Origin of the sequence: Methanogenium organophilum (assembly GCF_026684035.1) — an archaeon.
GTDB classification, from domain to species: Archaea; Halobacteriota; Methanomicrobia; order Methanomicrobiales; family Methanomicrobiaceae; genus Methanogenium; species Methanogenium organophilum.
Window position 1 is genome coordinate 1,086,029 of the sequence record NZ_CP113361.1, and the last position, 24,907, is coordinate 1,110,935.

At 52.5% G+C, this 24,907-nt stretch carries 25 protein-coding genes; 14 read left to right on the forward strand and 11 right to left on the reverse strand.

Annotated features, from left to right (window positions below; genetic code table 11):
- The 3 genes from tsaA to OU421_RS05580 all read left to right on the forward strand — a co-directional run bounded on the left by tsaA (window position 1) and on the right by OU421_RS05580 (window position 1,840).
- Window positions 1-444: a tRNA (N6-threonylcarbamoyladenosine(37)-N6)-methyltransferase TrmO gene (gene tsaA / locus OU421_RS05570; protein ID WP_326493526.1), complete on the forward strand. Its 444-nt coding sequence runs from the start codon at window positions 1-3 to the stop codon at window positions 442-444.
- A gap of 71 nt (window positions 445-515) precedes the next feature.
- Entirely contained in the window at window positions 516-1,466 is a 951-nt protein-coding gene (locus OU421_RS05575) for a nucleoside recognition domain-containing protein (protein ID WP_268187619.1), read from the forward strand.
- Between the two features lie 125 nt (window positions 1,467-1,591).
- On the forward strand, window positions 1,592-1,840 hold the full coding sequence (locus OU421_RS05580; RefSeq protein ID WP_268187620.1) for a ChaB family protein: 249 nt from the start codon (window positions 1,592-1,594) through the stop codon (window positions 1,838-1,840).
- Between the two features lie 217 nt (window positions 1,841-2,057).
- On the opposite strand, the gene OU421_RS05585 is transcribed toward OU421_RS05580, so the two are convergent.
- Entirely contained in the window at window positions 2,058-2,462 is a 405-nt protein-coding gene (locus tag OU421_RS05585) for a carboxymuconolactone decarboxylase family protein (protein WP_268187621.1), read from the reverse strand.
- 184 nt (window positions 2,463-2,646) lie between these two features.
- On the opposite strand from OU421_RS05585, the gene OU421_RS05590 reads away from it, so the two are divergent.
- A complete protein-coding gene (locus tag OU421_RS05590) occupies window positions 2,647-2,976 on the forward strand; it encodes a DMT family transporter (RefSeq protein ID WP_268187622.1) in 330 nt (109 codons plus the stop codon).
- Window positions 2,977-3,033: 57 nt separating this feature from the next.
- On the opposite strand, the gene OU421_RS05595 is transcribed toward OU421_RS05590, so the two are convergent.
- From OU421_RS05595 to OU421_RS05635, 9 genes are all read right to left on the reverse strand, one after another.
- Window positions 3,034-3,180, reverse strand: a complete 147-nt coding sequence (locus tag OU421_RS05595; protein ID WP_268187623.1) for a hypothetical protein — start codon at window positions 3,178-3,180, stop codon at window positions 3,034-3,036.
- A 3-nt stretch (window positions 3,181-3,183) separates the two neighbouring features.
- On the reverse strand, window positions 3,184-3,378 hold the full coding sequence (locus OU421_RS05600) for a hypothetical protein (RefSeq protein ID WP_268187624.1): 195 nt from the start codon (window positions 3,376-3,378) through the stop codon (window positions 3,184-3,186).
- A 132-nt stretch (window positions 3,379-3,510) separates the two neighbouring features.
- The gene (locus tag OU421_RS05605; RefSeq protein ID WP_268187625.1) at window positions 3,511-3,846 is read right to left on the reverse strand and encodes a cupin domain-containing protein; all 336 of its coding nucleotides are present in this window, start codon (window positions 3,844-3,846) and stop codon (window positions 3,511-3,513) included.
- A 132-nt stretch (window positions 3,847-3,978) separates the two neighbouring features.
- Entirely contained in the window at window positions 3,979-4,683 is a 705-nt protein-coding gene (locus OU421_RS05610; protein WP_268187626.1) for a metal-dependent hydrolase, read from the reverse strand.
- A 210-nt stretch (window positions 4,684-4,893) separates the two neighbouring features.
- The gene (locus OU421_RS05615; protein WP_268187627.1) at window positions 4,894-5,232 is read right to left on the reverse strand and encodes a cupin domain-containing protein; all 339 of its coding nucleotides are present in this window, start codon (window positions 5,230-5,232) and stop codon (window positions 4,894-4,896) included.
- A 104-nt stretch (window positions 5,233-5,336) separates the two neighbouring features.
- Window positions 5,337-6,242 carry a flavodoxin family protein gene (locus OU421_RS05620; protein ID WP_268187628.1) on the reverse strand — a complete coding sequence of 302 codons (906 nt, stop codon included), beginning with the start codon at window positions 6,240-6,242 and terminating at the stop codon, window positions 5,337-5,339.
- Between the two features lie 83 nt (window positions 6,243-6,325).
- Window positions 6,326-8,554: an MASE3 domain-containing protein gene (locus tag OU421_RS05625; protein WP_268187629.1), complete on the reverse strand. Its 2,229-nt coding sequence runs from the start codon at window positions 8,552-8,554 to the stop codon at window positions 6,326-6,328.
- Window positions 8,555-8,995: 441 nt separating this feature from the next.
- Complete coding sequence (locus tag OU421_RS05630; RefSeq protein ID WP_268187630.1) at window positions 8,996-9,796, reverse strand: class I SAM-dependent methyltransferase; 801 nt, start codon at window positions 9,794-9,796, stop codon at window positions 8,996-8,998.
- A gap of 76 nt (window positions 9,797-9,872) precedes the next feature.
- Window positions 9,873-10,421, reverse strand: a complete 549-nt coding sequence (locus tag OU421_RS05635; protein ID WP_268187631.1) for an HDIG domain-containing metalloprotein — start codon at window positions 10,419-10,421, stop codon at window positions 9,873-9,875.
- A gap of 188 nt (window positions 10,422-10,609) precedes the next feature.
- Between OU421_RS05635 and argF the strand changes: the two genes are divergently transcribed.
- The 8 genes from argF (at window position 10,610) to OU421_RS05675 (ending at window position 19,773) form a co-directional block, all read left to right on the forward strand.
- Window positions 10,610-11,686, forward strand: a complete 1,077-nt coding sequence (gene argF / locus OU421_RS05640; RefSeq protein ID WP_268187632.1) for an ornithine carbamoyltransferase — start codon at window positions 10,610-10,612, stop codon at window positions 11,684-11,686.
- On the forward strand, window positions 11,683-12,666 hold the full coding sequence (gene arcC, locus OU421_RS05645; protein WP_268187633.1) for a carbamate kinase: 984 nt from the start codon (window positions 11,683-11,685) through the stop codon (window positions 12,664-12,666). Before argF ends, arcC begins: the two co-directional genes overlap by 4 nt.
- Window positions 12,659-13,933: an arginine deiminase gene (locus tag OU421_RS05650; RefSeq protein WP_268187634.1), complete on the forward strand. Its 1,275-nt coding sequence runs from the start codon at window positions 12,659-12,661 to the stop codon at window positions 13,931-13,933. Before arcC ends, OU421_RS05650 begins: the two co-directional genes overlap by 8 nt.
- A 121-nt stretch (window positions 13,934-14,054) precedes the next feature.
- Entirely contained in the window at window positions 14,055-15,620 is a 1,566-nt protein-coding gene (locus tag OU421_RS05655) for an aldehyde dehydrogenase family protein (protein WP_268187635.1), read from the forward strand.
- An 8-nt stretch (window positions 15,621-15,628) separates the two neighbouring features.
- Complete coding sequence (locus tag OU421_RS05660; protein WP_268187636.1) at window positions 15,629-16,447, forward strand: proline dehydrogenase family protein; 819 nt, start codon at window positions 15,629-15,631, stop codon at window positions 16,445-16,447.
- Window positions 16,448-16,613: 166 nt separating this feature from the next.
- Window positions 16,614-17,873 carry an aldo/keto reductase gene (locus OU421_RS05665; protein WP_268187637.1) on the forward strand — a complete coding sequence of 420 codons (1,260 nt, stop codon included), beginning with the start codon at window positions 16,614-16,616 and terminating at the stop codon, window positions 17,871-17,873.
- Complete coding sequence (locus OU421_RS05670; RefSeq protein ID WP_268187638.1) at window positions 17,873-18,478, forward strand: hypothetical protein; 606 nt, start codon at window positions 17,873-17,875, stop codon at window positions 18,476-18,478. Before OU421_RS05665 ends, OU421_RS05670 begins: the two co-directional genes overlap by 1 nt.
- 224 nt (window positions 18,479-18,702) lie before the next feature.
- Window positions 18,703-19,773 (forward strand): AI-2E family transporter, encoded by a 1,071-nt coding sequence (locus OU421_RS05675; protein ID WP_268187639.1) that lies wholly within the window; start codon window positions 18,703-18,705, stop codon window positions 19,771-19,773.
- Between the two features lie 24 nt (window positions 19,774-19,797).
- Here OU421_RS05675 and OU421_RS05680 read toward each other — a convergent pair whose 3' ends face one another.
- Complete coding sequence (locus tag OU421_RS05680; protein WP_268187640.1) at window positions 19,798-21,258, reverse strand: sensor histidine kinase; 1,461 nt, start codon at window positions 21,256-21,258, stop codon at window positions 19,798-19,800.
- A 193-nt stretch (window positions 21,259-21,451) separates the two neighbouring features.
- Between OU421_RS05680 and OU421_RS05685 the strand changes: the two genes are divergently transcribed.
- Window positions 21,452-23,362, forward strand: a complete 1,911-nt coding sequence (locus OU421_RS05685; protein WP_268187641.1) for an Nramp family divalent metal transporter — start codon at window positions 21,452-21,454, stop codon at window positions 23,360-23,362.
- Window positions 23,359-24,522, forward strand: a complete 1,164-nt coding sequence (locus tag OU421_RS05690; RefSeq protein WP_268187642.1) for an ABC transporter substrate-binding protein — start codon at window positions 23,359-23,361, stop codon at window positions 24,520-24,522. Before OU421_RS05685 ends, OU421_RS05690 begins: the two co-directional genes overlap by 4 nt.
- Window positions 24,523-24,907: the final 385 nt, after the last annotated feature.

The window sequence follows — 24,907 nt, forward strand, 5'->3', positions numbered from 1 at the left end:
ATGATGAACTCAGCAGATGTGTACCCCATAGGCATTGTCAGATCCCCGTACCAGAACCGCGGTGACGCCCCGCGACAGGGACGGTTCACACCAGACACTGAGATGGATATCGAGATCTTTGAAGAATATCAGGATGGCATCAGTGACTTTGGAGGTATCAGCCACCTCTTTGTCCTCCTCTGGTTTGATCGGTCCTCACGAACATCCCTCTCGGCACGCCCCTCATGGGCCAAGGGCATCCAGCCAGTCTTTACCACCCGGTCCCCGGACCGCCCCAACCCGATTGGCCTTGATATCGGGAAGATCATCAGCGTCACCGGCCGGACCATCCGGGTGGCAGGACTTGACGCACTGGACGGGACGCCGGTCCTCGATATCAAGCCCTATGCACCATCTATCGACGCCATACCTGATGCAGCAGAACCGTTCCGGCCCCACGAGTAAGGTTTGACACTTCCGGCAGATACCCACCCTTTCCAAAGAGGGCAGAACAGCAATACCCATGACATGAAACCATGAACACATTTTTTCAGGAGACCACCCTTCTTGCTCTCAGCCTCCTCGCCCGCACTATCCCCATGATGGTGGCAGGCGTCATCGCAGCGGAACTGATACTCGCATTTAATGCAACAGAACGCCTTTCCCGGTACTCCCGGCCACTCACCGTCTGGTCCAACCTCCATCACGAATGCGGCATATCCTTCATGATGGCCTTTATATCACCCAAGGCTGCCAACGCCATGCTCGCGAAATACCACCGGGACGGAACCATCACCCGCCGTGAGATGGTCATCGCGGCGCTGATGAACTCTTTTCCCAATGTGATGATGCACTGGCGCTATCTTTTGCCGGTGTATGTCCCTCTTCTCGGCCTCATCGGACTCATCTACTTCGCAATCCTTGTCGTAGTCGGGATCATCAAGACCATGATCGTGATGGTCGCCGGGCGGTGGATGCTGCCTGCGCCCCACGACACAGAAAATAAAAGGAGGGGGCCGGTTCCGCGGCCCACATGGAAAGACGGGGTGCACACCGCACTAAAGGCTTCCGCCGCATCCCTTCGTCATATCCTGATCATCAGTGTGCCCACGATTCTTATCGTGGCGGTCTTCATCAACCTCGGATTCTTTGATCTGGTAGCCGATCAGATGCAGGGCATCGGCTCCTGGTTCCCGGTGCCCACTCCGGGATTTGCCATCATCGCCGCTCAGTTCGGGTCATTCATTGCCAGCGCAAGCGTTGCTTCCACATTGCTTGCAGCAGGGACTCTCAGCCCGCAGGAGATTATTATCACCCTCCTCGTGGGCAATATCCTGACAAGTGTCACCCGGGCCATTCGGTGGTACGGAACCTCATATGCAGCAATATTCGGTCCGCGAAACGGTGCCCTGATCCAGGGACTTTCAACCGGTCTCCGTGTTGTTGTTATGATTGGTGTCGTCGCCCTCCTCTCCCTTATCTGGTAAAAACCAGGATACATCCACTTTTCTTGCACCATGCCCCCTGCACAAAGAGGAGCAGTGCCCGGCAAACCTGCATTAATATCCAGGTGCATTCATCTCCGGATACCCGCCACAAAGAGAGGAAAAATATGCCCTATAAAAAGACGAAAGAGTTACCCGGACAGGTACGTTCCCACCTGCCCGCACATGCACAGGAGATCTATCTCGCCGCATTCAACAGTGCATGGCTCAGCTACGAAGACCCGGAAAAACGGCACGGCAATGAGACCCGGGAAGAGACAGCCCACCGTGTTGCCTGGGCCGCGGTCAAAACGCACTACCGAAAGAATCCCCAGACCGGTGAATGGGAAGAGAAAATCCCAAAACAGATGAACTGAACAGAACATCAGGACAACACTGCACAATCATTCCCGGAGAATAGACCAGCGCTTCCGCTCAACACCGTCCGCACAGCATAACCGCATCGTCTGATAAACAAGTGTACGAGTGCTGCCGGGGACAGAAACCGAATGAATGGCCTGTCTGCCGGTATTCGAACAGGCCACACCCGCACGTATGCAATGATACTCACGAAAACAGCAAATATTCCCAGGATTATTCGTCGTCGGGAATCGCCTTATTCATCACCCGGAACGATGCACCGAGGATACCAGTCTTACCGATGAGCCCTGCTATGCTGATGGTGTCGCGGATCTGTTCACGGGTGGCCCCCTCCTTCAGGGCGGCACCGATATGCACCTTCAGGCAGGCATCCGCACCGATTGCTGCTGCAGCAGAGACAGCAAGCAGTTCTGCTGTTTTGCGGTCCATTGACTCCGGGTTGAATGTATATAAATCACCGAGCCCGTTGAACACAAAGGAATCGGGCCGCTCACGAAGAATCGGCAGGATAAAGGGGACAAGACCGAGTGTCTCTTTAAAGTCATCCATAATACCGTCGCACACGTCTTCTTTGTTGTCGAGGAAATCGTCAATGGTCTTCTGTGTCTCTGGATTCATAGGATATCACAGATCTGTATGTCAAACGCCACCATATATCCAACCTATTTTGCACCGCTCCCCGTGCGCCCTGTCCTGCAGCCCCCTCCAAATATCCAACCATGTTTCCCCGGATAAAAAAGAACGAACCGGCTATTTCAGAACAGGAAAAGAACCATTCATCTTTAGGAGAGAAAGGTAAGGTATGGCAGTAAACGCATGGCTCTCCCTTTTGGTGGCAGGGATCATGGAGACAGGATGGGCCATCGGCCTTAAATATACCGAAGGATTTTCACAACTGGTACCATCTGTTGTGACCATCGCCCTGATGGGAGGCAGTTTTTATTTTCTCTCAAAATCCCTCGAAACTCTTCCCGTCGGCACCGCCTACGCCGTCTGGACGGGAATCGGTGCAGTGGGAACGGTCATCCTGGGTATTGCTCTTTTCGGGGAATCGCGAGATATGCTTCGCATCCTCTGCCTGCTCTTCATCGTTTCAGGCATCATCGGACTGAAGATTTTCAGTGTGGATTAATCGAAATAAAAATGTAATAATTGGAAAAAGAAAAAGCAAACCAACCCGAATACCCCCTCATTTCTTTTTCCTGTCCATATCATTGTCACGAAACAGGGATTCATTGAATGTGATCGGCTGGAGAAAATAAAGCACCATCCGCGGAAGGGTGATCACCGCTTTCAGCAGAAGAGAGCCGAATCTTTTCACTGCACCATCCCTCATAGGTCACCTCTGTTTTGTAAACTGAAGATATTCAGAATAAAGGGCATCCGCATACGCATCTGACTTCTTTGTCGGGACATAGTTTGCCGCCTTCACCGCCAAGAGAAGGGCTTCTTTCACCTGCACCGGGCCGGACCATCTCTGCCACAGCCTCCAGTATCCGGTCAGCCCGCTTACGCCAACCTTTTTTCCATCCACCAGAATCACCCCACATTCCCTGCCTTCGGAACCATTCCGCCGCAGATGGTGCAGTATCCCCCTTCATCGTCTGCCATATCTCTCTTCAGTCCTGCTATTCACTCAATTCTTAACACCGCAACGCCCCTGTATCTATGCTCGGATCATCACCAGCATCATCTTAAACCGCTTGACGGCAGAGAGGGCATGCGGCGCATCCGCCGGGAAAATTATGGTATCGCCCGTTTTCATCTGATGCGTCTCCCCAGACAGCCATACCTCACACTCCCCGTCCAGAATCGTGACCACCACATCATATGGCGCTGTATGTTCGCTCAGTTCCTCGTCTTCGTCAAACGAGAAGACAGTGATACTTCCCAACGGTTTGTTCACGATCATCCGGCTGGCAACCGCACCCTCCTGGTAGTCCACGAGGTCTGCGAGATGCAAAATCTTCGCCTTTAGTTCATCCCGGTCATTTTCTCCCATATTTCTATCATACTCATGGCATGCAATGTACATGCCCTGACACCTGTTATTTGGGAGATGGGTGCAATAAAGATTGCACAGGCCAAAATTAGCCCATCACAAATACGCCCTAAATTTCTCTTCGATCCATTTTCACGGTTTTCTATAGCACGGGTACTGCGAAATTACATAGAATACTACCCATAAAAGGACAACGATGCCCAGCACCGGAAATAGCAGCCTTCCTGCCGGAATATGATACACATACTGCCCGGCAATCACCCCTGCCGCCATACAGACCAGACATTGTGCATATCTGACCGGCCGGTGGTCGCGATAATTACCTGTATTAATACCGCCTGAGAGGTGAAGAGAGAAAACTGGTAAAAACGGCCGCAGACCGGTTATCGTGCAGCAGTCACCTGCCAGATGGAGCAGGCCCCCGCAGAAGATGCCCGCATACACATAGAATACATTATATGACCACCAGCCCGCATCTTCAAAGAGAATACCGGTGAGTATGGCAATGACGATCGTGGCGACATACACCCCGCAGACAGTATGAAGAGACTTCCGGTGGCGCCCGTCAAAACGGCAGCCCGCCACCTGGTAGAGAAGTCGTACCATGCATATGACAGCAAGGCTTGCAGCAGAGAAGAGAAAACCCGAACAGGACCGCACATTCAGACCTTCTGTCGCGGCCACATCCATGTCCGGCAGATGACTACCAAAAAACAACCCGGTCAGAAAACAGACACCACACCAGAGACAGTCTGCAGTGAGATCTACCGTTACCCATGGTGACAGACAGAGAAATGCGGTTGCCATTGAGAGGACAACATGATCATCCCCTCTCACCTGTATATCACCAAAACGTCAGACACATCACGTCCTCGTCCATCGAGCGGGACAAAATTATCCCCTTTTTGGGCAGACGCATACCATTGAGACAGGAAAAGAACCATTCCATCACGGTTGACATCATTTGAAGATAAATGCGAGGAGTGGAGCACGAAAGTGTTTGCGGGTATTTTTTACAAAAAACAGATAAAAAAGAAATTTTTCATTTCAGAGAATCTGTGTACCTGTGGTGGGTTTCGGCACTTTCACGACGAGCACCCGGAAAACACTGTCGCTCCGGTTAAACCAGCGATGGGGAATTTTTGCAGGACTCTCTACAAGCATATCCGGCCCAACCTCTTCTGTCTCATCCCCGATCTCAACGATCCCCATTCCTTCGAGGACATAAAAAAAGACGTCAACCGGGGTGATGTGCTTTTTCAGTTCCTCACCCGGCTGCAGGGTGATGACGACCGCGACCGCATTGTCGGTGTCATACGCCACGCGGGCATCCACATTGTGCGGGTTTTTCCCGATTGGAAGGGAGGCAATATCTGTAATCTGCATACTACTCCTGATGGTTTGCGAAGTAATAAAGATGACAGTACCCGGCAGTACCCGGGTGGATACCTCCGGAATTTCTCCCCCTGTTTCAGTCTCCCGGAACAGGATCACCCGCTACCACTGGCCCGTGTCTGCTCCAGTGCCCGGCGGACCTGCACCTGCACATCATCTGCAAAATCCGGCACCTCACGCACATCCTGTTTTCGGTCCATTCCGTCTGCCCATGCCGTGCCTCTGAGCGGGATACCTGCGGTCGCAAAAAATCCTGCTGCAATCTCTTGCAGGGGTGCAAAATTCTCATCTCCTTCACGACCGCAGACACCAAAGAAAAGTCCCGCCTGATGAGGTGCGGCGCCTCCCCCCATGACACGCCGGTGAGCGTCATAGGATAAAAATCGGTCTATAAGAATTTTCAGGGCACCGGGTACACTACAGGTATATACCGGGGCACAGACAGCAAGCACCCTGCAGCGCTGTACCTGCCCGAATACCTCGTCCATATCGTCGGCAAAGGTGCAGAAACCCGAGTTATAGCACTGGTAACACCCGATACAGGGGCGGATATCCATATCATCCGGATAGAGCACCCGCACGGTTCCCCCGAAGCGGACCGTCTCTTCTGCGATCCATTTGGCAATCTGTCCACAGTTGCCGTCCGGACGAGGGCTTCCCTGGATGACGACCACATCAACTGCTTCTACTGCCGGCAAACACCGGGGATGGATATTGCTGAAATACTCCATCATCTCAAACGGTTTTGCGGACAACTCTTCTTCCCACTCATCAGCCATATGAAAAACCGTGGTTTTCGCATCCAGCCCCATTGCCGGCGTGTACTCATAGGTATTAGTGAAAAACTCCGAGAGCGTCCGTCCTTCAGCAGTCGTCACACGTATCCCATACCGTCCCATGCCGGGATAGAGATGCGTAAGACTGCTATAGACAACCGTGATGGTGAAGTCACCCTCATGCGTCTGCACCGCCCGCTCTTCCAGCATCCGTTCCGGAATCATGCTCCTACCTTCTATTCCTGTCGCATACCAAAAAAAGACCACCGGTCAGCAGTGTTTGGAAAAATACAGCAGGGGGCGTATGATCAGGCGTATCCATAACGCCAACCACCGGCCGGAATATGAATCGAAAAACAGGCACCCTCACCTTCGGTTCCCGTTTCAGCGATCGAGCACCCGGTGATGCCCAGTACTTCACGGATAATAAAGAGCCCGAGACCAGTATTTGACCCGATACCCCGTTCAAATATCTGCTCCTTCTGACCCTCAGGTACCCCAACACCATTATCAGTGACAAAAAGAGTTCCGGAACCATCCGATTCTTTCGTGAAGGAAATCTGTATCTCTGTAACGGTTGCCCCGTGGCGCTGTGCATTGTCAAAGAGATTATAGAAGACCTTCACCAGCATGGCATCTGCATAGACTTCCAGCGACTCTGTTGTGCAGGAAACCTGAATCGCACTCCCCTCGATGGCATCGGCACCTTCTTTACAGACCGCCTCCACCATCTGCCACCGGGGGGCCTCAATCCCCAGATCCTGATAATCCCGGGTAAAGGAGATCTGCCGGTATATGCGCCGGGACGCATCTGACAGTTTCCTGATGTATTCACGGCCCTGGGCATCATCGGGTGTTGTCTCCTCTAAGAGTTCGGAATAGGAGAGCAGCACCTGTACCTGGTTTAGGATATCGTGCCGGGTGAGAGACGAAAGGATATTCAGTTTCTTGTTCGCCTCCTTTAGTGCGGTCCGGTAGCGCTGCATATCTGTGACATCCATAAACGAACATACGATATTCAGTGGTTCGTCATGGTCAGATGAGATGACTTTTGCCGACAAAAGCAGATCAATCGTATGTCCGTCCACTGTTTTTGCATGCTGCTCGCCAAACCACGCTTCGGTATGGACAAACTCATAGATCAGATCTTTTCCCAAATTTCCTCCATCACAAACATCGCTGATAGAACGACCGACCAGTCCTGTCGCATCCTCATATCCAAGCATCCGCACAAGTGCTGCATTCGCATACCGTATTGTGCCATCCATAGAGAGCAGGGCAATTCCGCTCTGTGTCGACTCGATGGCAGCATTCTTCAGATGGAGATCGCGCTCAGCCTCATGGATCTCGGTGACATCTTCACCGGAACTCAGAGTCCCGGTGATCATGCCATCTGCATTCCGGATTACGGTATTATGCCAGAGCATTCTTCGGAATTCACCCTCCTTCGTGAGCACAAGATTTTCGCCGGTCTCATCACCAGGCCGGACATTTCCGGCAAACATATGTCTAAAACGGTTGCTCACCTCGTCCCGGACCGGCGACGGAAGAAAGGTAGCATACCAGTTCTTTCCAATGATCTCCTCTGCAGGGTACCCCAGAATCTCTGCTCCTTTCCGGTTGATGAGCTGCACATCTCCATTCCGATCTATCACGATGAACATGACCGGTGCGAGATCCAGGTACTGCTGAAGGCGATCCCGTTCGATTTTAACCATCTCTTTACTCTGCCGGAGTTCACGAAAGACCGTCTCGTATGGCCGCCTGAATGCAGAGACAACAAGAGCACGGTAAATCAATGCAAAGGAGACAAGCTTAAACAGATGCCCCACAACATTCGAGATCCCATATACGCTGACATAGAAGGTGAATGCCAGTTCGGCACAGATAGTGCAGATAATTGAGGCGACCACCAGCCAGAAAATATCATCTTCAAAGCGGTCACGGTGATACCAGAGAAGAACGATTGCACTCGCCAGCAGAAGGGAGATGACATACTCGCTCACGACCTTAAAGAGGGTGAGACCGGAACCCTCCACATAGCAGGCCGGGAAGAGACCGGGTACAAATACTGCTGTTACGAGCACAACGGACACCGCCGCATAGCTGCCCAACACCCGATACGGCCGCACGGTTCGGCCAAACATCAGAGGTGCGGCGACAAGGGTGATCGCTTCCATATAACGGGCAATGATCCAGAGCTGGGTGGGAAGGTCTGCATCATACCCGGTGAAGATACTCATTCCCGCATAGGCAAGCGTGTGAATAAAATCGAATCCCCCAATAAAGAGATAGGCAATTCCCAGTATGAGGAGATAGTTGTTTTCGAGATATTGCCGGGTATTCCATACAATAATGAAAATGGCCCCTGCGATGAGAACGGAGAAAATCTCAATCGTCACATGAAAGAGAAGAAAACTGTAAAGTGAGGTGAGCATCACCCCTATAAGCATCAGCAGCAGGACGGCAAAAAATACCCGGTTCTCTGATAAAACCCTACTCCGGACACCTGAAGTATTTGTTCCTGACAAATCCATCTCTTCATTCTCCTGTACTATCAAATTTATTAACTGCAGTATGAATACCAAAACGATACTCATCGTAAAATATGATAATTTTACCTGAAATACAACCCATACTGTATCTCTCAAATACAAGGATAATTGTCAATAGATTCGACATTATGCCAAAATTTAGTCTTAATTCAGGGCACAGGGATTATTATCGGGAGAAGATAACGGAATTGAACCCGAAGACAGAGCAAGATATAAATATTTCCATGAAAAATAACTATCGTGGCGGATCATTCCCATAAATACATATAAATTGGTTCAGAAAACGGTGAAAAAATGCAAAAATATATCCACTATATCCTAACCCTCATCCTATTGATATGCAGTGCCGCATACATCATACCGGCATTTGCTTTCTGATATCGTTATCCACCAGCGCCCTTAACCGGGAAATACCGATATATTCTACCTTCGCCGGAGGTCATATACCCAGCGTGATACGCCGGGCGCTACATGACCACAACGGCGAATCCTGTTTACCACACATCCCATCCCACGGAATTTTGCCGCAAGAATATCAGTCTCCTGGGGCACGGTGAAGGTATAGAAATGAATAACCCCACCCCGACGGATGAGCGGAATGACTTCATCGAGTGCAGTATTCAGCCCATAGGGCGTGGGAACAATGGCCCGGTCATATTCGCCTCCGCATGACGCAAGAAGCTGCATCGCATCACCCTCAATCAGCGTGACCATATCCTCCATATCGTTCTCCCGGACATTTTCCCGAAGATATCGGCAGGCATCCGGATTTATCTCAATTGCCGTCACCTGTCCCCCTCGTTTTGCCGCAGGGATCACAAAGGGGCCGACCCCCGCGAACGGAACCAGCACCCGCTCACCTTCCCGCACCTGCTTTGCCACCCGGTTACGTTCGGAAGCAAGCCGGGGATTGTAAAAGGCTTTTTTTACATCAAGGTGATACGGACAGCCATACTCCCGGTGAACAGTCTCAGTCCCCTCACGTCCAAAGATCACGGCATAACCAGCCGTCCGGCGGGTGCCTGCCACAGGTGCTGTACGCATACAGACCGACCGGATGTTATGACGCTCCTCGGTGATGCACCGGCCAATAACCTCACGGTAGGGCAGCAGGGCATCCGGCAGGGTGATGACAGCCACATCACCGATGACATCGTAGTGATCCGGCACGATGCGGGCAGCATCAGGGGGGAGACTACCAGCACAGCGGTTAGAGAGGGACATCAGAATATCCCCACCATATAACCACGGAAAGCGAATATAACCTCGGATATGCTGCGGAAGGGATGGATGCACGCAGTCATGTAAGTCCGAGATCTTCTTTGATGCCCTGTATGGCCGCAACTGAGAGCGTATAATATTCCGGCAGTTCCATATATGCCTCAATTCTCCGGATTCGGTCACGGTTGCACCCGGCGGCAAAGGATTTATCTTTGAACTTCTTTTTGACCGTTTTAGCCGTTACATCGCTTACAGACCCGCCCTTCACCATCGCACAGGCGATCACAAGACCGGAGATGTTGTCTGCCGCGGTAAGAGCAACATCCACCGGAGTGTCGGTGTCATCGTACTTCTGGAAATTGTGCCGGCGCACCGGCCCGGCCACCTCTTCCCCGAGACCGGCGGAAATGAGCATTCCAGCTCCTACGTCCCCATGGCGGTCCATATCTTCCCCGACCTCTTCAAAGTCGATATCATGCAGGATGCCGATCTTCTCCCAAAGGTCTGCGTCCTCCCCCAACGCTCCGGCTGTTGCCCGCATAATAGCTGCGGTTGCACGGCAGTGGGCGATGAGGCTTTCCTTGTGGACATGCTCCTGCAAAAGCAGGATGGCATCATCTCTCTTCATAAAGAATGGATTTGTGGCAGAAGAAATAAAACCCGCCATCCGGCCCGCACAGTGCCAGCAGAAACCATATATAATCACAGGAGTAATTTCGCATATCACGAGTATCCCGGTTTTCGCCGCACCATTTTCTTGCCGCCACCATCCTGGAAAGAAGAGAGACTCTGCGGAGAGACCGGAGGACCATTTTCATGAAGCATACACTACGATCAGTATCCCGGCAGACTATTACCGATGTTGTCTGCCACCGGAATTTTGTGAAACTTCTTGACTTTGAGCCGAAAGAACTGCAGGCACTGCTTACTCTTGCAGCACAGCTTAAAGCAGCCAAAAAAAACAAAAATGAACAGAAATATTTAGAAGGACGTCAAATTGCCCTCATATTCGAGAAGAATTCGACCCGGACCCGCTGCTCATTTGAGGTGGCGGCCCATGACCAGGGAGCACACGTCACCTATATCGGTCCGGAAGGCTCCCAAATCGGCCATAAGGAATCGATCAAGGACACCGCCCGTGTCCTTGGACGCCTCTATGACGCAATAGAGTTCCGTGGATACTCGCAGGAGAGTGTGGAGACCCTCGCCACATATGCCGGTGTGCCGGTATATAACGGCCTGACCGATGAGTTCCACCCCACCCAGATCCTCGCAGACATCCTCACAATGACTGAATCCACCAGCCGCCCACCGGAGGAGATTTCTTTCTGCTACCTGGGAAACGGACGAAACAATGTGGCCAACTCCCTGATGGTCGGGGCCGCATTGCTCGGCATGGATATCCGGATCTGCGGGCCTTCCTCGCTCCGACCGGACAGGGAACTGACAGACACCTGCCGGGAAATCGCGGCCCGGACCGGCGCCTCCCTGACACTTACTGAATCAGTGCCGGAGGCTGTCACCGGCGTCGACGTAATCTACACCGACGTCTGGGTCTCGATGGGGGAACCTGCCACAGTCTGGAACGAACGCATCAGCCTGCTTCAACCCTATCAGGTAACGATGGACGTCATGCGGGAGGCAGGCAACCCGGACGTCCGTTTTATGCACTGTCTCCCCTCCTTCCATAACCGGAAGACCAAAGTGTCAGAAGAGATCTTCCGTGCGACTGGCCTTGCAGAACTGGAAGTGACCGATGAGGTCTTTGAATCGCCATACTCCATCGTTTTTGACCAGGCAGAGAACCGGATGCACACCATCAAGGCCGTAATGGTCGCAACCCTTGCGGATGTTCCCTGTGGAGAGGCGCAAACCGGAGCGGAGAACCGATGAGAATCGTCATAGCCCTCGGGGGAAACGCCCTCCTCCGCCGGGGAGAACCGATGACCGCAGCAATACAACGAGAGAATGTCCGAACGGCAGCCGAGGCGATAGCTCCTGTCACGGCCGCCCATGAAGTCGTTCTCTCCCATGGAAATGGTCCGCAGGTGGGCCTCCTCGCTCTCCAGGCAGCGGCGGCCGTCACCAGTATCGGAACACAGGAAAACACGACCTTTCCGCTGGACGTCCTCGGCGCAGAGACCGAGGGAATGATCGGTTACCTCATTGAACAGGAACTGGGAAACCTCCTTCCGGAAGACCAGCCGATGGCGACCCTTCTCACGATGGTTGAAGTCGCAGCAGACGACCCGGCGTTTACCCGTCCCACCAAGTTCGTCGGCCCGCTCTATACCCGAGCAGAGGCAGATGTTCTCCAGAAAGTCCACGGGTGGTCATTCCGGGAAGATGGGGATTCCTGGCGGCGGGTTGTTCCTTCACCAGAACCCCGGAGGATATTTGAGATACGCCCGATTCGATGGCTTCTGGACAAGGGCACTGTTGTCATCTGCACGGGAGGCGGGGGCATCCCTACCATGTTCACCCCAGACGGGAAACGGATTCTGACCGGTGTTGAGGGGGTCATCGACAAGGACCTCGCAAGCGCCCTCCTTGCACAGGAGACAGAGGCGGATCTTCTTATTATGGCAACCGATGTGGAAGGCGTATACACGGAATGGGGCACGCCGGACGCCCAACACATCACCTCTGCTTCCCCTGACGCCATCAGTGCAGGGGACTTCCCCTCCGGATCAATGGGGCCAAAGGTGGAAGCAGCCTGTCGGTTTGCCCGCACTCCCGGAAAACGGGCGGTGATCGGTGCACTGACGGACATTTCTGCAATGGTTGCAGGGAGAGGGGGCACCCAAATATACACCGGCGCTTTATACCGGACAACAGCCGATACCACAAATGAGGAATATTTCCATGTCTGAGATTGGAGTCCATTCCGAAACCGGCAGGCTCCGCTCCGTGCTTGTCCACCGCCCAGGTGATGAACTGCGCCGCCTCACCCCTTCAAACCGGCGTTCCCTCCTCTTTGACGATGTCCTCTGGGCTGAACGCGCCGCAGCCGAGCATGACGAGTTCACCCGCCTGATGGAATCAGAGGGGGTGCAGGTCTTCTGGCTTGCAGACCTCCTCTGTGAAAGTATCCGCCGGAGTCAGGCATGTCGTGAAGAACTGACGAACTCAGCCCTGCAGGCCGCCGGGACAAAAACACCGCTCAGAGACTCCCTGCATACATTCCTCATGGAGAGCGAACCCGACGAACTGGTCCACCATCTCATCACAGGTCTGCGATTCACTGACCTCACCAACGCAGGCATACAAAATTTGCAGCGGTATTCCCTGGTCGCAGCCGCCGCTGATCCAGAGGGTTTCATCATTCCACCGCTCCCAAATACGATGTACACCAGAGATACATCCTCCTGGTTTGCGGGCGGTTATACCCTGAACCCAATGAACTGGCCCGTCCGGCGGCGGGAGACACAGAACGTCGCTGCAGTATACCTTCATCACCCCTTTTTTGCCGATCCAGACATTCCCGTCTGGTATGGCAAAGATTCCACAGGCACCATCTCCACCCCGGAGTTCGGCGATACACCATCCCTGGAAGGGGGGGACATAATGCATGCCGGCAGGAGGACCATTCTCTTCGGAATGTCCAGACGCACCGGCCCGCAGGTCATCGAAACCATTGCATCCCGTCTCTTTGCAGCAGACGCCGCAGACCGCATCATTGTCTGTTGCATCACTCCCGACAGGGCCCACATGCATCTCGACACCGTCTTCACATTCCTTGACCCGGCAACAGCCACCATATATCCACCGGTGATCAAAACCGCTCCTGCATTCTCCCTTTATCCCGGAGAACAGACGGATTCAGAAGAGGTGCCATTCACTGTGGAGACCGAAGAGAATTTCACAGACGCCGTGGCAGACGCCCTCGGGGAGAGACGGCTGACGCTCATTCCCACCGGCGGGGACCGGTATGAGGCGGAACGGGAACAGTGGGACGATGGCAACAATGTGGTTGCCCTCCGCCCTGGAGTGGTTGTCGCCTACGCACGCAATACCCACACCAACCGTAACATGGAGAGAGCAGGCATCGATGTTCTGGAGATTACCGGAGCTGAACTCTGCCGGGGACGGGGGGGTACGCACTGCATGACCTGCCCTCTGCAGCGGGATCCGATATGATTCCAGCAGATTTCCATCCCCATGTCTGGCATACTCCTATATAGTCCGAGCGGATGATAGAGCGTACCACCTGGCCTCCGGGAGGGTGCCAGGCAGAATATCCATGGGGGGATACATTCTGATGGAAGAGATTATGTACACTTCACGGTCCAGGGATCCTGACATAGACAGGAAATATGAAGAGGCCCTGGTCGCAGTAGAATCTGAACTGGGTCAGGTCCACCCGGCACGGGTGGCAGGAGAAGAGATATTTGCAGATGAGACCTTTACCGTCTGGTCGCCCATAGAGGACGGTCTGAAGATCGGTGTGTTCCAGCAGTGTGGGGAAATAACGGCAAAGGCTGCATTCAAGGCCGCATGTGATGCATACACGGCATGGTCGCAGACACCGTTCGAGGTCAGGTGCGCACATATTGAGGCAGCAGCCGATCAGATGGAAGAGGACTTCTTCCGGCTGGCAGCGACAATTACCCTTGAATGCGCAAAGACCAGAACCGAGGCACTGGCGGAGACCGGTGAGGCGGTGGCGCTTCTGCGTTACTATTCATCTGTAATCCGTGAACAGAACGGATTTCGCCAGCCGATGCCTGCAGACACCGAAACCGACAGATATGAGAGCGTTTTGCGCCCGTATGGAGCATTGGCAGTGATTTCGCCCTTCAATTTCCCTCTGGCACTGGGGGCGGGAGCGTCCGCCGCGGCTCTCATTACCGGCAACACAACCGTCATGAAACCTGCTTCTGCAGCGCCGCTGTCCATGCTTACCTTCTGCCAAATCCTGGAAGAGGCAGGGATGCCGGAGGGTGCGGCAAACTGCATCACCGGGAGTGGCCCGGTATTTGGGGAGATAATATCCCGCTCGCCCGATTGTGCCGGAGTAACTTTCACCGGGTCCCGGGACGCTGGTAGGTGGCTGCAGCAAGAGTACACCACCTGGCAACCATACCCGAAACCGATGATCCTTGAAATGGGAAGCAAGAATCCCTGTATAGTCACCGCACAGGCGGACCTGAAAAAAGCGGCAGAGAGCATCTGCCGGGGTGCCTTTGGATACAGTGGCCAGAAATGCAGTGCCACCTCACGAGTATATGTAGAAAAAACAGTCTTTGCATCCTTTGCAGAACTGCTCGCAAACCGAGCCGCGCACTGCACCGTTGGTGATCCGAGGGCAAAGGGGGTTTTCATGGGGCCGCTCATCAACACAGCAGCGCGGGAACGGTTTGATGCAGCTGTTGCATCCGTAATAGATGCAGGGGGAGAGGTCCTCTCAGGCGGGCAGAGTTACTCAGGGGAAGAGACACACGGTGCACAGTTTGCAGAACCCACCATCGTCGCAGGCATACCGGATGACCATCCGGTGATAACAACCGAACTTTTTGCCCCTCTGGTGGCACTTGCTCCGTTCACCACAATGCAGGAGGCGCTGCATTTAGCCAATGATACCGAATACGGTTTGACGGCAGGAATATTCTCACAAGATAAAGCAGAAGTAGAGGCATTCTTCTCGGGAATCCGTTTCGGTGTCTGTTATGCCAACCGGGAAGGCGGTGCGACAACCGGCGGATGGCCCGGCTACCAGTCATTTGGGGGATGGAACGGCAGCGGGTCTACCGGAAAAGGTGTTGGAGGGCCATATTATCTTCTTTCCTACATGCGAGAACAGGCTCAGTCAAGACACGCCGGGTGATCACGGTGATGAGAAGTATACGGCCTGTTACGGGCAGATGGCATCTCGCAGGTCTGAAGGAGGCCATATCCTGGTGCAGAGTATGTAATGAGCGGGGAATTTCGGGGATTATGCACCCACTGGGTGAATTTGCAGAAGACCAGGAAGCAGCTGAAGAATCCGGCCGCGCTTATGAGGACTGTATCTCTGCCATTCACCAGCATGGACTGAACGCGTCGGTGGCAGTGAAACCTTCCGCCATCGGGGCAGCCCTGCAACCGCAGACATTTCAGGAACTCCTTGAACAGATTATCTCCCAGGCAACGGCAAAACGGGTAGCTGTCGGTATCGACATGGAAGGGACGCCGCTGGTACAGGACACTATTAAGGGAGCAATCCGGGCAGCAGAACAGGGATACGCCATAACTCTTACATTACAGGCATATCTGGAGCGGACACCAGCAGATATCAGCCTCATGGCGGACAAAGGGATCAGCGTCCGCCTCGTAAAGGGCACCTACATCGGCGATCTGCACCAGCGCGATGAGATTACCGAAGCATTCAAAAATCAGGCGTTCCTGCTTGCACGTATGCATCAGGATTTTGCTGTCGGCACCCAGGACATGGATTTGATCCAGTGGCTACAGGACTCCATACCGGAAGCACGATCACGCATAACCTTCGGATTTTTAAAAGGTCTCGGGACAGAGACAATGCTCGGAATGGCCAATGCCGGATGGAAGGTGCAGGAATATATACCCTACGGCGAAAATCACGGGACATATGACCGGAGACGCGAGATCTATCTTGCTTCCCTCACAAGCTCTCGAATACGGCCGCTTCCCTGATATGATAGGGAAATACCCGCAGAACGAATCCAATCCCACCCATTTCTTACGGTTACAAAAATCAGCGTCTATTTTTAACCAGGGATAGTAAAATCACCCAGAAAGTGCACGATTTGACCAGAAAAGGGCACAAAAATAGTTATTACTTAAAGAACAGAACATTCGTATGCACTCTGATGAGGAGACCGCCATGCAGTACCGCACTGTCCCCAAAACAGGAGACCGTCTCTCGGTACTGGGATTCGGGGCGATGCGCCTTCCCATGAAGGGTCGTGCCATCGATGAGGAACGCGCTACGGCCCTCATTCGTGCAGCAACAGTCGGCGGGATAAATTATATCGACACCGCGGTGCCCTACCACATGGGAACTTCAGAAGCATTCGTCGGCCGTGCGCTTGCGGGAAAATACCGGGAACAGGTAAAGGTGGCAACCAAACTGCCGCCATGGACCACACACAGCCGGGCCGATATGGATGCAACCCTTGCCGCCCAGTGTTCCCGTCTGAAAACCCATTCTATAGACTATTATCTATTGCACAGCCTGAACCGGGAGAACTGGGATAAACTGCTTACCCTCGGGGTGATGAACTTTCTGGATGAAGCAGAGAAGTCCGGTCGCATCAAGAATGCGGGGTTCTCCTTTCACGGCGACCCGGAAACCTTTCAGGAAATCGTGGATGCCCGTGACTGGGTCTTCTGCCAGATACAGTATAATATTCTCGATGAAGAACACCAGGCAGGAACCAGAGGGCTCCGGTATGCCGCAAAAAATGACCTTGCCGTGATGGTGATGGAACCACTGCGGGGCGGCATGCTCGCGAATACTGTCCCGCCTGCGGCACAGGCGTGCTACGATGCGGCTCCTGTGCAGCGCAGCCCCGCCACGCACGCCCTGCGCTGGGTGATGAACCACCCGGATGTGACCGTTGTTCTCTCCGGGATGAGTGATGAAGCACAGCTCATCGAGAATCTGCAGACTGCCCGTGAGGCACGTCCCGAATCGCTCACACCGGATGAGGAAACGATGATGAGGATGGCACGGGATGCCTGGCGACGGGCAATGCAGATTCCCTGCACGGGATGCGGGTATTGCATGCCATGCCCGTACGGGGTGAACATCCCGGAGTGTTTTAATCTCTGGAACAACCACTCTCTGAGGGAACAGAAGCGGGGTGCGAAGACTGAGTACGCAATTCGCCTCGGCGGCGGACTCGGAGACTCTCCCGGAAACGCCGGCCTCTGTCGGGACTGCGGGAGATGTAAGGTACGCTGTCCGCAGCAAATTCCGATTCCAAGCGCACTAAGGGAGATGCAACATATGTATGAAGGCCCGTTCTGGGGGGCTAAAAAGGTATTTATCTCCTATGCCGCCGGGATTGCCACCCGGATACTGGCACACCGGGCACACCAGGGACGTGACAAATAATGCAGGAATTACAGATTGAATGGAACGGCAGAACCGTCACCGTGGACGGAAAAGCATCGACAGAGACTGACCGGTTTGTTGAGATGCTCGCAGATGAGATATGGAAGTACAGCGGATATACCATAACAAGCGGATATGCAGCATCTCTCTTCGGTCATACCGGGCCGTGCGAAGAGGTTGAGTTCACCCTCCCCATCATCTGCCGGGACCGCTTCTATGCCATGATCGAGTCCCTCTATGAGGCAGGATATCATGTGATGAATCCGGGGGAAGGTGAGGAATGGTTCCGCCTCTTTACTTCCGGTGCGGGTATCCGCATCGCACGGGAAGAGGGATATTTCCCGAATGTGCATATCCGGGCAAACCCACGTGACACTGACCGTTACGCCTACCTCAAACGCCTGAAGGTGATGGTGAACGGGAAACGTTTCTTTGCAGCACCCCTCGAACTCCTCATACCCTTCATCCTGATGCCGGGTGACCGGGGTACCCCCGAACAGGCAGCATACCTCTATACCACCTGCAAAGACCATATCGACGAGACCGATATGCAGAACTGGATGGACCATCTCGGTGTCGAGCGTAGCCTCCTCCCGGTCCAATAACAATAATCCTTTTTTAATATCTTCTCCATCAGTAATTCTCAAATAATATCTGCTACAACAGGGTCGGAATTACAATATCGTCCGTTACAGGCCGGAGTTCTGCCTCCCAAGGTCCCGGACAGGAAAAGAGGTACGGAGGTACACTCTCATGTTTTCCCGTTCTTTACTGTCCATTTCCCAAATAACAACACATATGTCCTTTTCACAGAATACGTAACATTAATATGCCCCGGACAAAGAGCATTCAGGAATACAAGGAATCGCCGTGGGGTCCTCTACGGTCACTTGTTGCAGGCGCCGCCATATTTGTGATTCTCGTCGGAATCACGATGTTTACCGATATCTTTTCCGTGATCCTGCTGGGGCTGGTGCTCGCCTTTCTCGCAGCACCCTTGCTCGTCTGGCTGGAGGGGAAGAAGATACCCATATGGGCAGGCACCGGCATCATCACCCTGTTCTATCTCCTTATCGGCATTGGACTCTTTTTACTCTCGGCTGCCTCACTCGTAGTCTTTGCCAATGAAATTCCGAAATATCAGGAAGAGCTAAGCGCAAATATCTCCAGTCTAATTGCGTTTCTGGGAAATTATGGCATATCCCTCCACGATATTATCGGGCCGGACACCATTAAACTCCAGACCTTTGTGGAACCCGCGATGACACTTGCAGGCGATATCTCGGCAGTGGTCGTTAACGGGTTCTTCGTTCTTGTAGTCACCGCCTTCATCCTCCTCGAACTACCAACCCTGCAGGAGAAACTGAACAGTTCATTCGGTCCGAAAAGCAGTGTCAGCCGCAACCTGCCCACTCTCATCCGCAACACCTACGATGTCATGATGGTGCGGACAAAGACCAATGTCGTCCTTGGCGGCTCAATCGGTGCATTTTTCTATGTGGTTGGCATTGATCTCGCAGTACTCTGGGGAGTTCTCACGATCATTCTCAGTTATATTCCCTATATTGGCCTCTTCATCGCCTGTGTACCCGCTGTGATCCTCGCATGGCTGGAGTTCGGGTGGGGAGGCGTTCTTCTCGTCCTCGCAGGGATTGCCATCCTCAACTTCGTCATCGAAAACATCGTCTTTGCAAAAATTGCAGCAAACGATATGCGTCTCACCCCGCTTGCGGTCGTCATCGCCCTTTTAATCTGGACAGCGGTCCTTGGCATTGTCGGCATGTTCCTTGCAATACCACTGACCGTCATTATGCGGACCCTGCTTGAAGGAGACGATCGCACCCGCTGGCTTGCCGTCCTGATGAGTGACGACGAGCCAGACGGAGAGCCTGAAAAATAGGTTCCCGTACCTTTTCCCCTCTGTTCAGGAGGAAAACACGGAACTCCGTGAAATTTTCCAGTTTTCCGGAGGTACGGTAAGAGAAAAGACAGCACCCCTCCCTTCATTACCCGTTTCCTGGATAGTGATGCCGCTGACAGAAAGGATCTCCCGTGCGAGGTACAATCCATACCGGGTTTTTATTCCAACACCCCGTGAAAATATCTTGTTTTTCCGATCATCAGGGATACCGATGCCATCATCGGAGACAGTGATGACAGCACTGCCCTCTGGTGTAAGGGTGCAGGAGACCATGATTGTACTCACGTCACCCCCATGCCGGACCGCATTCGTAAAGAGTTCATGCATCACCCGCTCCAGCATTGGATCCGCATAGACACTGATATTCCGGCAGGTACAGGTTATCGTAAGAGAGGATAATTCATCAGACAAAGCGGCAACACGGTCCACCATCACTCCAATATCCTGCCAGGCATGGGGCTTCGAACCGAGATCTTCATAGTCGCGGGTGAAGACGATCTGGTGTTCTATTGCGAGCGCAGCCTCATTGATCTTTGCGAGCTGAACCCAGGTATCGGAGTCCGGGTCCACCTCACCAGTCATTTCCATAATATCAAAGAGCATCCGGATGACCGTCACCTGATTGAGAATATCGTGCCGGGTCACTGATGAGAGCATTGCAATCTTCTTTTGCGCCTCACGGATAGCCTCATCCTTCTTCACCGTATCCGTAATATCCTGATGGATTCCCACCACCCGGAGGACCGGCTTTGCATCCGGACTCCAGAATACCTGCCATTGTGAACGGACCCATACCCAGCTGCCATTCCTATGTCGCAACCGCATTTTCAGGGAGCCAGTCGGTCGTTTGCCCCTGCTCCATCCTGAGAAAAGGCTGAGAAAGGTATCCCTGTCATCCGGATGCAGATACTCCAGGAACGCATCGACGGTAAGTGGGTTCAGCTTCTCGGGCAGATAGCCAATCATATTCGCCCAACGCCCATCAACTCTCATCTCACCGGACCGGACGTTCATATCCCAGGTCGCAAGGTCAGCACACTTGATAGCGAGATTGAGCCGTTCATCATTATGCTGCGGTGCATTCAACGTGCCCACGTTTTCAGAAACCGGAATGAGATGGAAAGAGTACCATTCTCCGTCATTTTCAGACCCGCAGGACACCATGACATCAAGGGGTCTGCCGGGATTCTTTCGTCCCGCGGGGATACCTGAATAGGTGAATGTTCCGGTTTTCCGGGTTTTGCAGGAGATATCTTCCCAACCACTGAGACCAACCGGGATAAGAAAAGAGATCGCTGGTTTACCGAACAATCCATCCGGCGATGCACACCCCAGAATCCGAGCTGCCACAGCATTGGCCCAGATAATCGCTCCATCCGGATCTGCGAACAGCAGACCATATGGTGCATTCTCACAGAATTCACGACACCTGTCCGCCAGGGGCATATCTTTTCCTTCAGACAACTAGAACACCTTTTCAGGAGAAACAGGCATGGACCCATCACAGACCAGACCAATAAACATCCTCTATATTATTAGTACTATGGAATACAGACTAAAAAAAGTTCAGCATCATACGCATGCGCCAAATGGTTTCATTATCAATAAATACTCACAATAAAAGACACTATCCATTATTCGAGAGAAATCCAGAGAAATGACTGGAAAAATCCGTCATAATATTAAATACAGGGCTCACGACTATATCCGATTTCTCGGCCCCGGCCTTCTGCTGGCAGTCGCTGCCGCAGGCGAGAGCGGTATAGCAGAGGCTGTCGAAATTGGCGCCCACTTCGGTTATGCCCTCATATGGGTCATTGCAATCACCCTCATCTATAAATTTGCATTCGTAAACGGCATTGCCCGCTACACAATGATCACCGGAAAAACCATCTTCCAAGGTCTCATCTCCATTCCCGGCCCGAAAAACTGGGGAGGCATTCTTGTGATGGCTATCTATTTCCTTGAGATGTTTGCCTTTGCAGGGATGTTGCTTTTGGGTGGTATTTTTATTGATTACATCATCCCAGGCATCAACTCGACTGAGATGATCGTCTTCATCTCTCTTTCGGCTATCCTGATCCTGCTCTGGAAAGAGTCATACGAACGGCTGGAACACACAATTGTTGCAATTGCTCTCCTCCTCTTCATAGGAATTGCCTTCTCCCTCACACAGTTTCCCATCTCCCTGAGTGCGATGATTCCAGGACTGGTTCCCCATATCCCTCCCTCGTCTCTCCTCTCCATTATGGCTCTTATGGGTGCGGTTGGTTCATCCCTGAACCTTCTCTTATACTCCATCTGGCTTAAAGAGAAGATAGGCGATGAGAAGGGGCCGGCATTCTATCGGAAGGCAATTCAGGGGGTAAATCTGGACCTTATCATCGCCTTCCTCTTTGTGGGCATCATCACCGTTCTCTTTATTTCTCTTGGTGTCACCGGATTCTCCATCTCATACCTGGAACATGGAGAGGTATTCAGCGTTGACGCACTTATTGCTCAGGTGCTCTACGTCATATCCTCCATTCCATATGGACCACAAACCTTTCTTGCAACCGGCTACCTCATCATGTTTGGTGCTGTCCTCACGGGGATGGATGGCCGGGCACGAGCTATCTCTGAGGTTCTGCACACCGGATATGCGATGAAATGGGACGAGCGGACCACCTTCCGCCTCATCCTTCTGCTCTTCACCATGATCATTGTGAGCGGCGTTCTTATCGGACAGCCGATGATGCTCGTCCACGGTGTATCAGCGATTGCCTCCGTGTTCTTTGCCGTGATGGGATTCATTATTATTTATCTTAATATGGAGATCAAAGAGCCGGAACGGCCCAACCGGCTCTGGACAGCGGTCATGACCATCGGTAGCCTGATCTTCCTCATGATGGCTCTCTTTATGGAAGAGGGCATCATAATGTTCGGCATTCCCCTTGCAGAACGCATGATCGTTGTTGCCTTTGTGGTCCTGATCTTTGCCGGTACCACCCTCTTCCGTGACCTCATCCAGGGAAACACGACCTGGATCGACCGATTTTGGACTGCCCTCATATTTGGAGCACTCTCCATCTACGGAACCTTCCGGGGGATTCCATTTGAAGGGGTGATCATCAACTTCCGTGACTTGGGGCCAATACTTGCAGGAATTGTCGGAGGACCTGTCATCGGGGCAGCGGCGGGCATCATCGGTGCGGTATACCGCTACCAGATTCCCGGAATGGAGAAGACAGCCCTTGCCTGTGCTATCGCAACCATCGTGGCGGGTATTGTGGCAGGGTTTTTTACCCGAATGTTTCGTGGAGATATTACCTACCTTCGTGGATTCATTCTTATCGCCATTGTCGAAGCGATACACATCTTCATCATCGTGCCTCTCTTCTCTGACATTGGCACCTTTGCTGATTTTATGATCATCGTCCGGGCCACCCTACTGCCGATGATCTTCGCAAACACCCTCGGGGTAATACTCTTCTGCTACATCATCCAGATGAAAGGGTACTCTTTGACCACCCGGTTTACCAAAACACCTGAGGAGAAACCGCTACAGGAAACAGAGGGAGAGCAATGAAGAAGATAGCCCTTGAATACCTACCTTTCATTATCACAGGCCTCATCTGCTGTTTTATATTCGCAAATGCAGTTATTAACACGCCTGATTACGGCGAAAATGAAACGATCAAAATCGGCATTATGGTTCCACTTTCTGGTGGTCTCGGGGAATATGGGATGGATGTAAAAATCGGCGTCGACATGGCGGTCGATGAAATCAATGCAAAGGGTGGTATCGGGGGTAAAATGGTTCAGGCGGTATATAAAAACACCTGGGGCCACCCGGAGCGTGATGCAACACTTATGAAAGAATGTGCAGACGAGGGCATTCCTGTCGTCATTGGCGATATCACTAGTGCAGGTGCTCTGGCATGTGCAGAAATTGCTGAAGATGAAGGAATTGTCCTTATCTCCCAGGCGGCCACCACACCGGAGCTGAGCGGGTACGGTCCATACGTCTTCCGCACCATCTCATCCGATACCTATCAGGGGAGAGGCATGGCAAGAATCTTCCAGATATTCCACCCCAATGCAGACAATATCACCGTATTGTATATTGACAATGCTTATGGCACTGGTCTCGCAGAGGCATTTATGCATGCTAAAGAGGAGGGCGGATTCACCGTGCAGCAGTCTATTCCCTTTGAAGAGGGACAGCGCATCTTCACCCATGAAATTACGGCAATTCGTGAAGCAGATTCAGATGGTATCGCCCTTATCGCTCATGTCACTGAGGCAAATTACATCCTAAAGGAAGCGGAGGCACAGGGACTCGACGTTGCCTGGGTTGGGTCAGACGGCATCGTCACCACCGAATTCTATTCCCATGTCGGCACCTATGCAGAGGGCTTCATTGCGACAATGCAGGCAAGCGAGGTTCAGGACCCGGCATTTATTAACGAGTACCGGATACGGGCCAAAGAGAGCACCGTCAACTGGATGGCCCCCTATTCCTATGATACCATGATGGTCGTCGCCGAAGCCATTGAACATGGCGGATATTCAGCAGATGCGATTCGTTCATCGCTAGAAAATATCCGTCACCTTGGTGTATGCGGACCGAAGGTCTTTGAAGATAACGGCGACATCCCCCCCGCATATGATGTGATGCGGGTTGAAAACGGAATTTGGACACGGGTCTCATGGAAGGAGATCACATCTGAGACCTCGCTCCACTGAAAAGAGACCTGCCCCATGATATCTCGCACTGCGATGGACACAGCTGATCATTCAGAAACATAATGCTTCACATTACTGCGAAAAAAGACAGACACATGGTAGTACTAAGAGAGGAGACACAACCATAATTCCTATGCATAAAGATACGCATTATTGGTTTTTTTCTAGCAATGAGGCAAATTTAGGACATATTTTTTTAAAAAAATCCAAATAGAATAAATTAATCAAAATTAACCCCAAATATTATCCAATATCGGAAACAGCCATAGAAAATACTGCATCCTGACAAATATATAAATATCAGCAAGACTATTCCGGAATTATCCGCGCCGGCAGGTCCATCGGGGGGCTTGGAAGGCATTTGCGCTGGAGATCACCAGGAGGC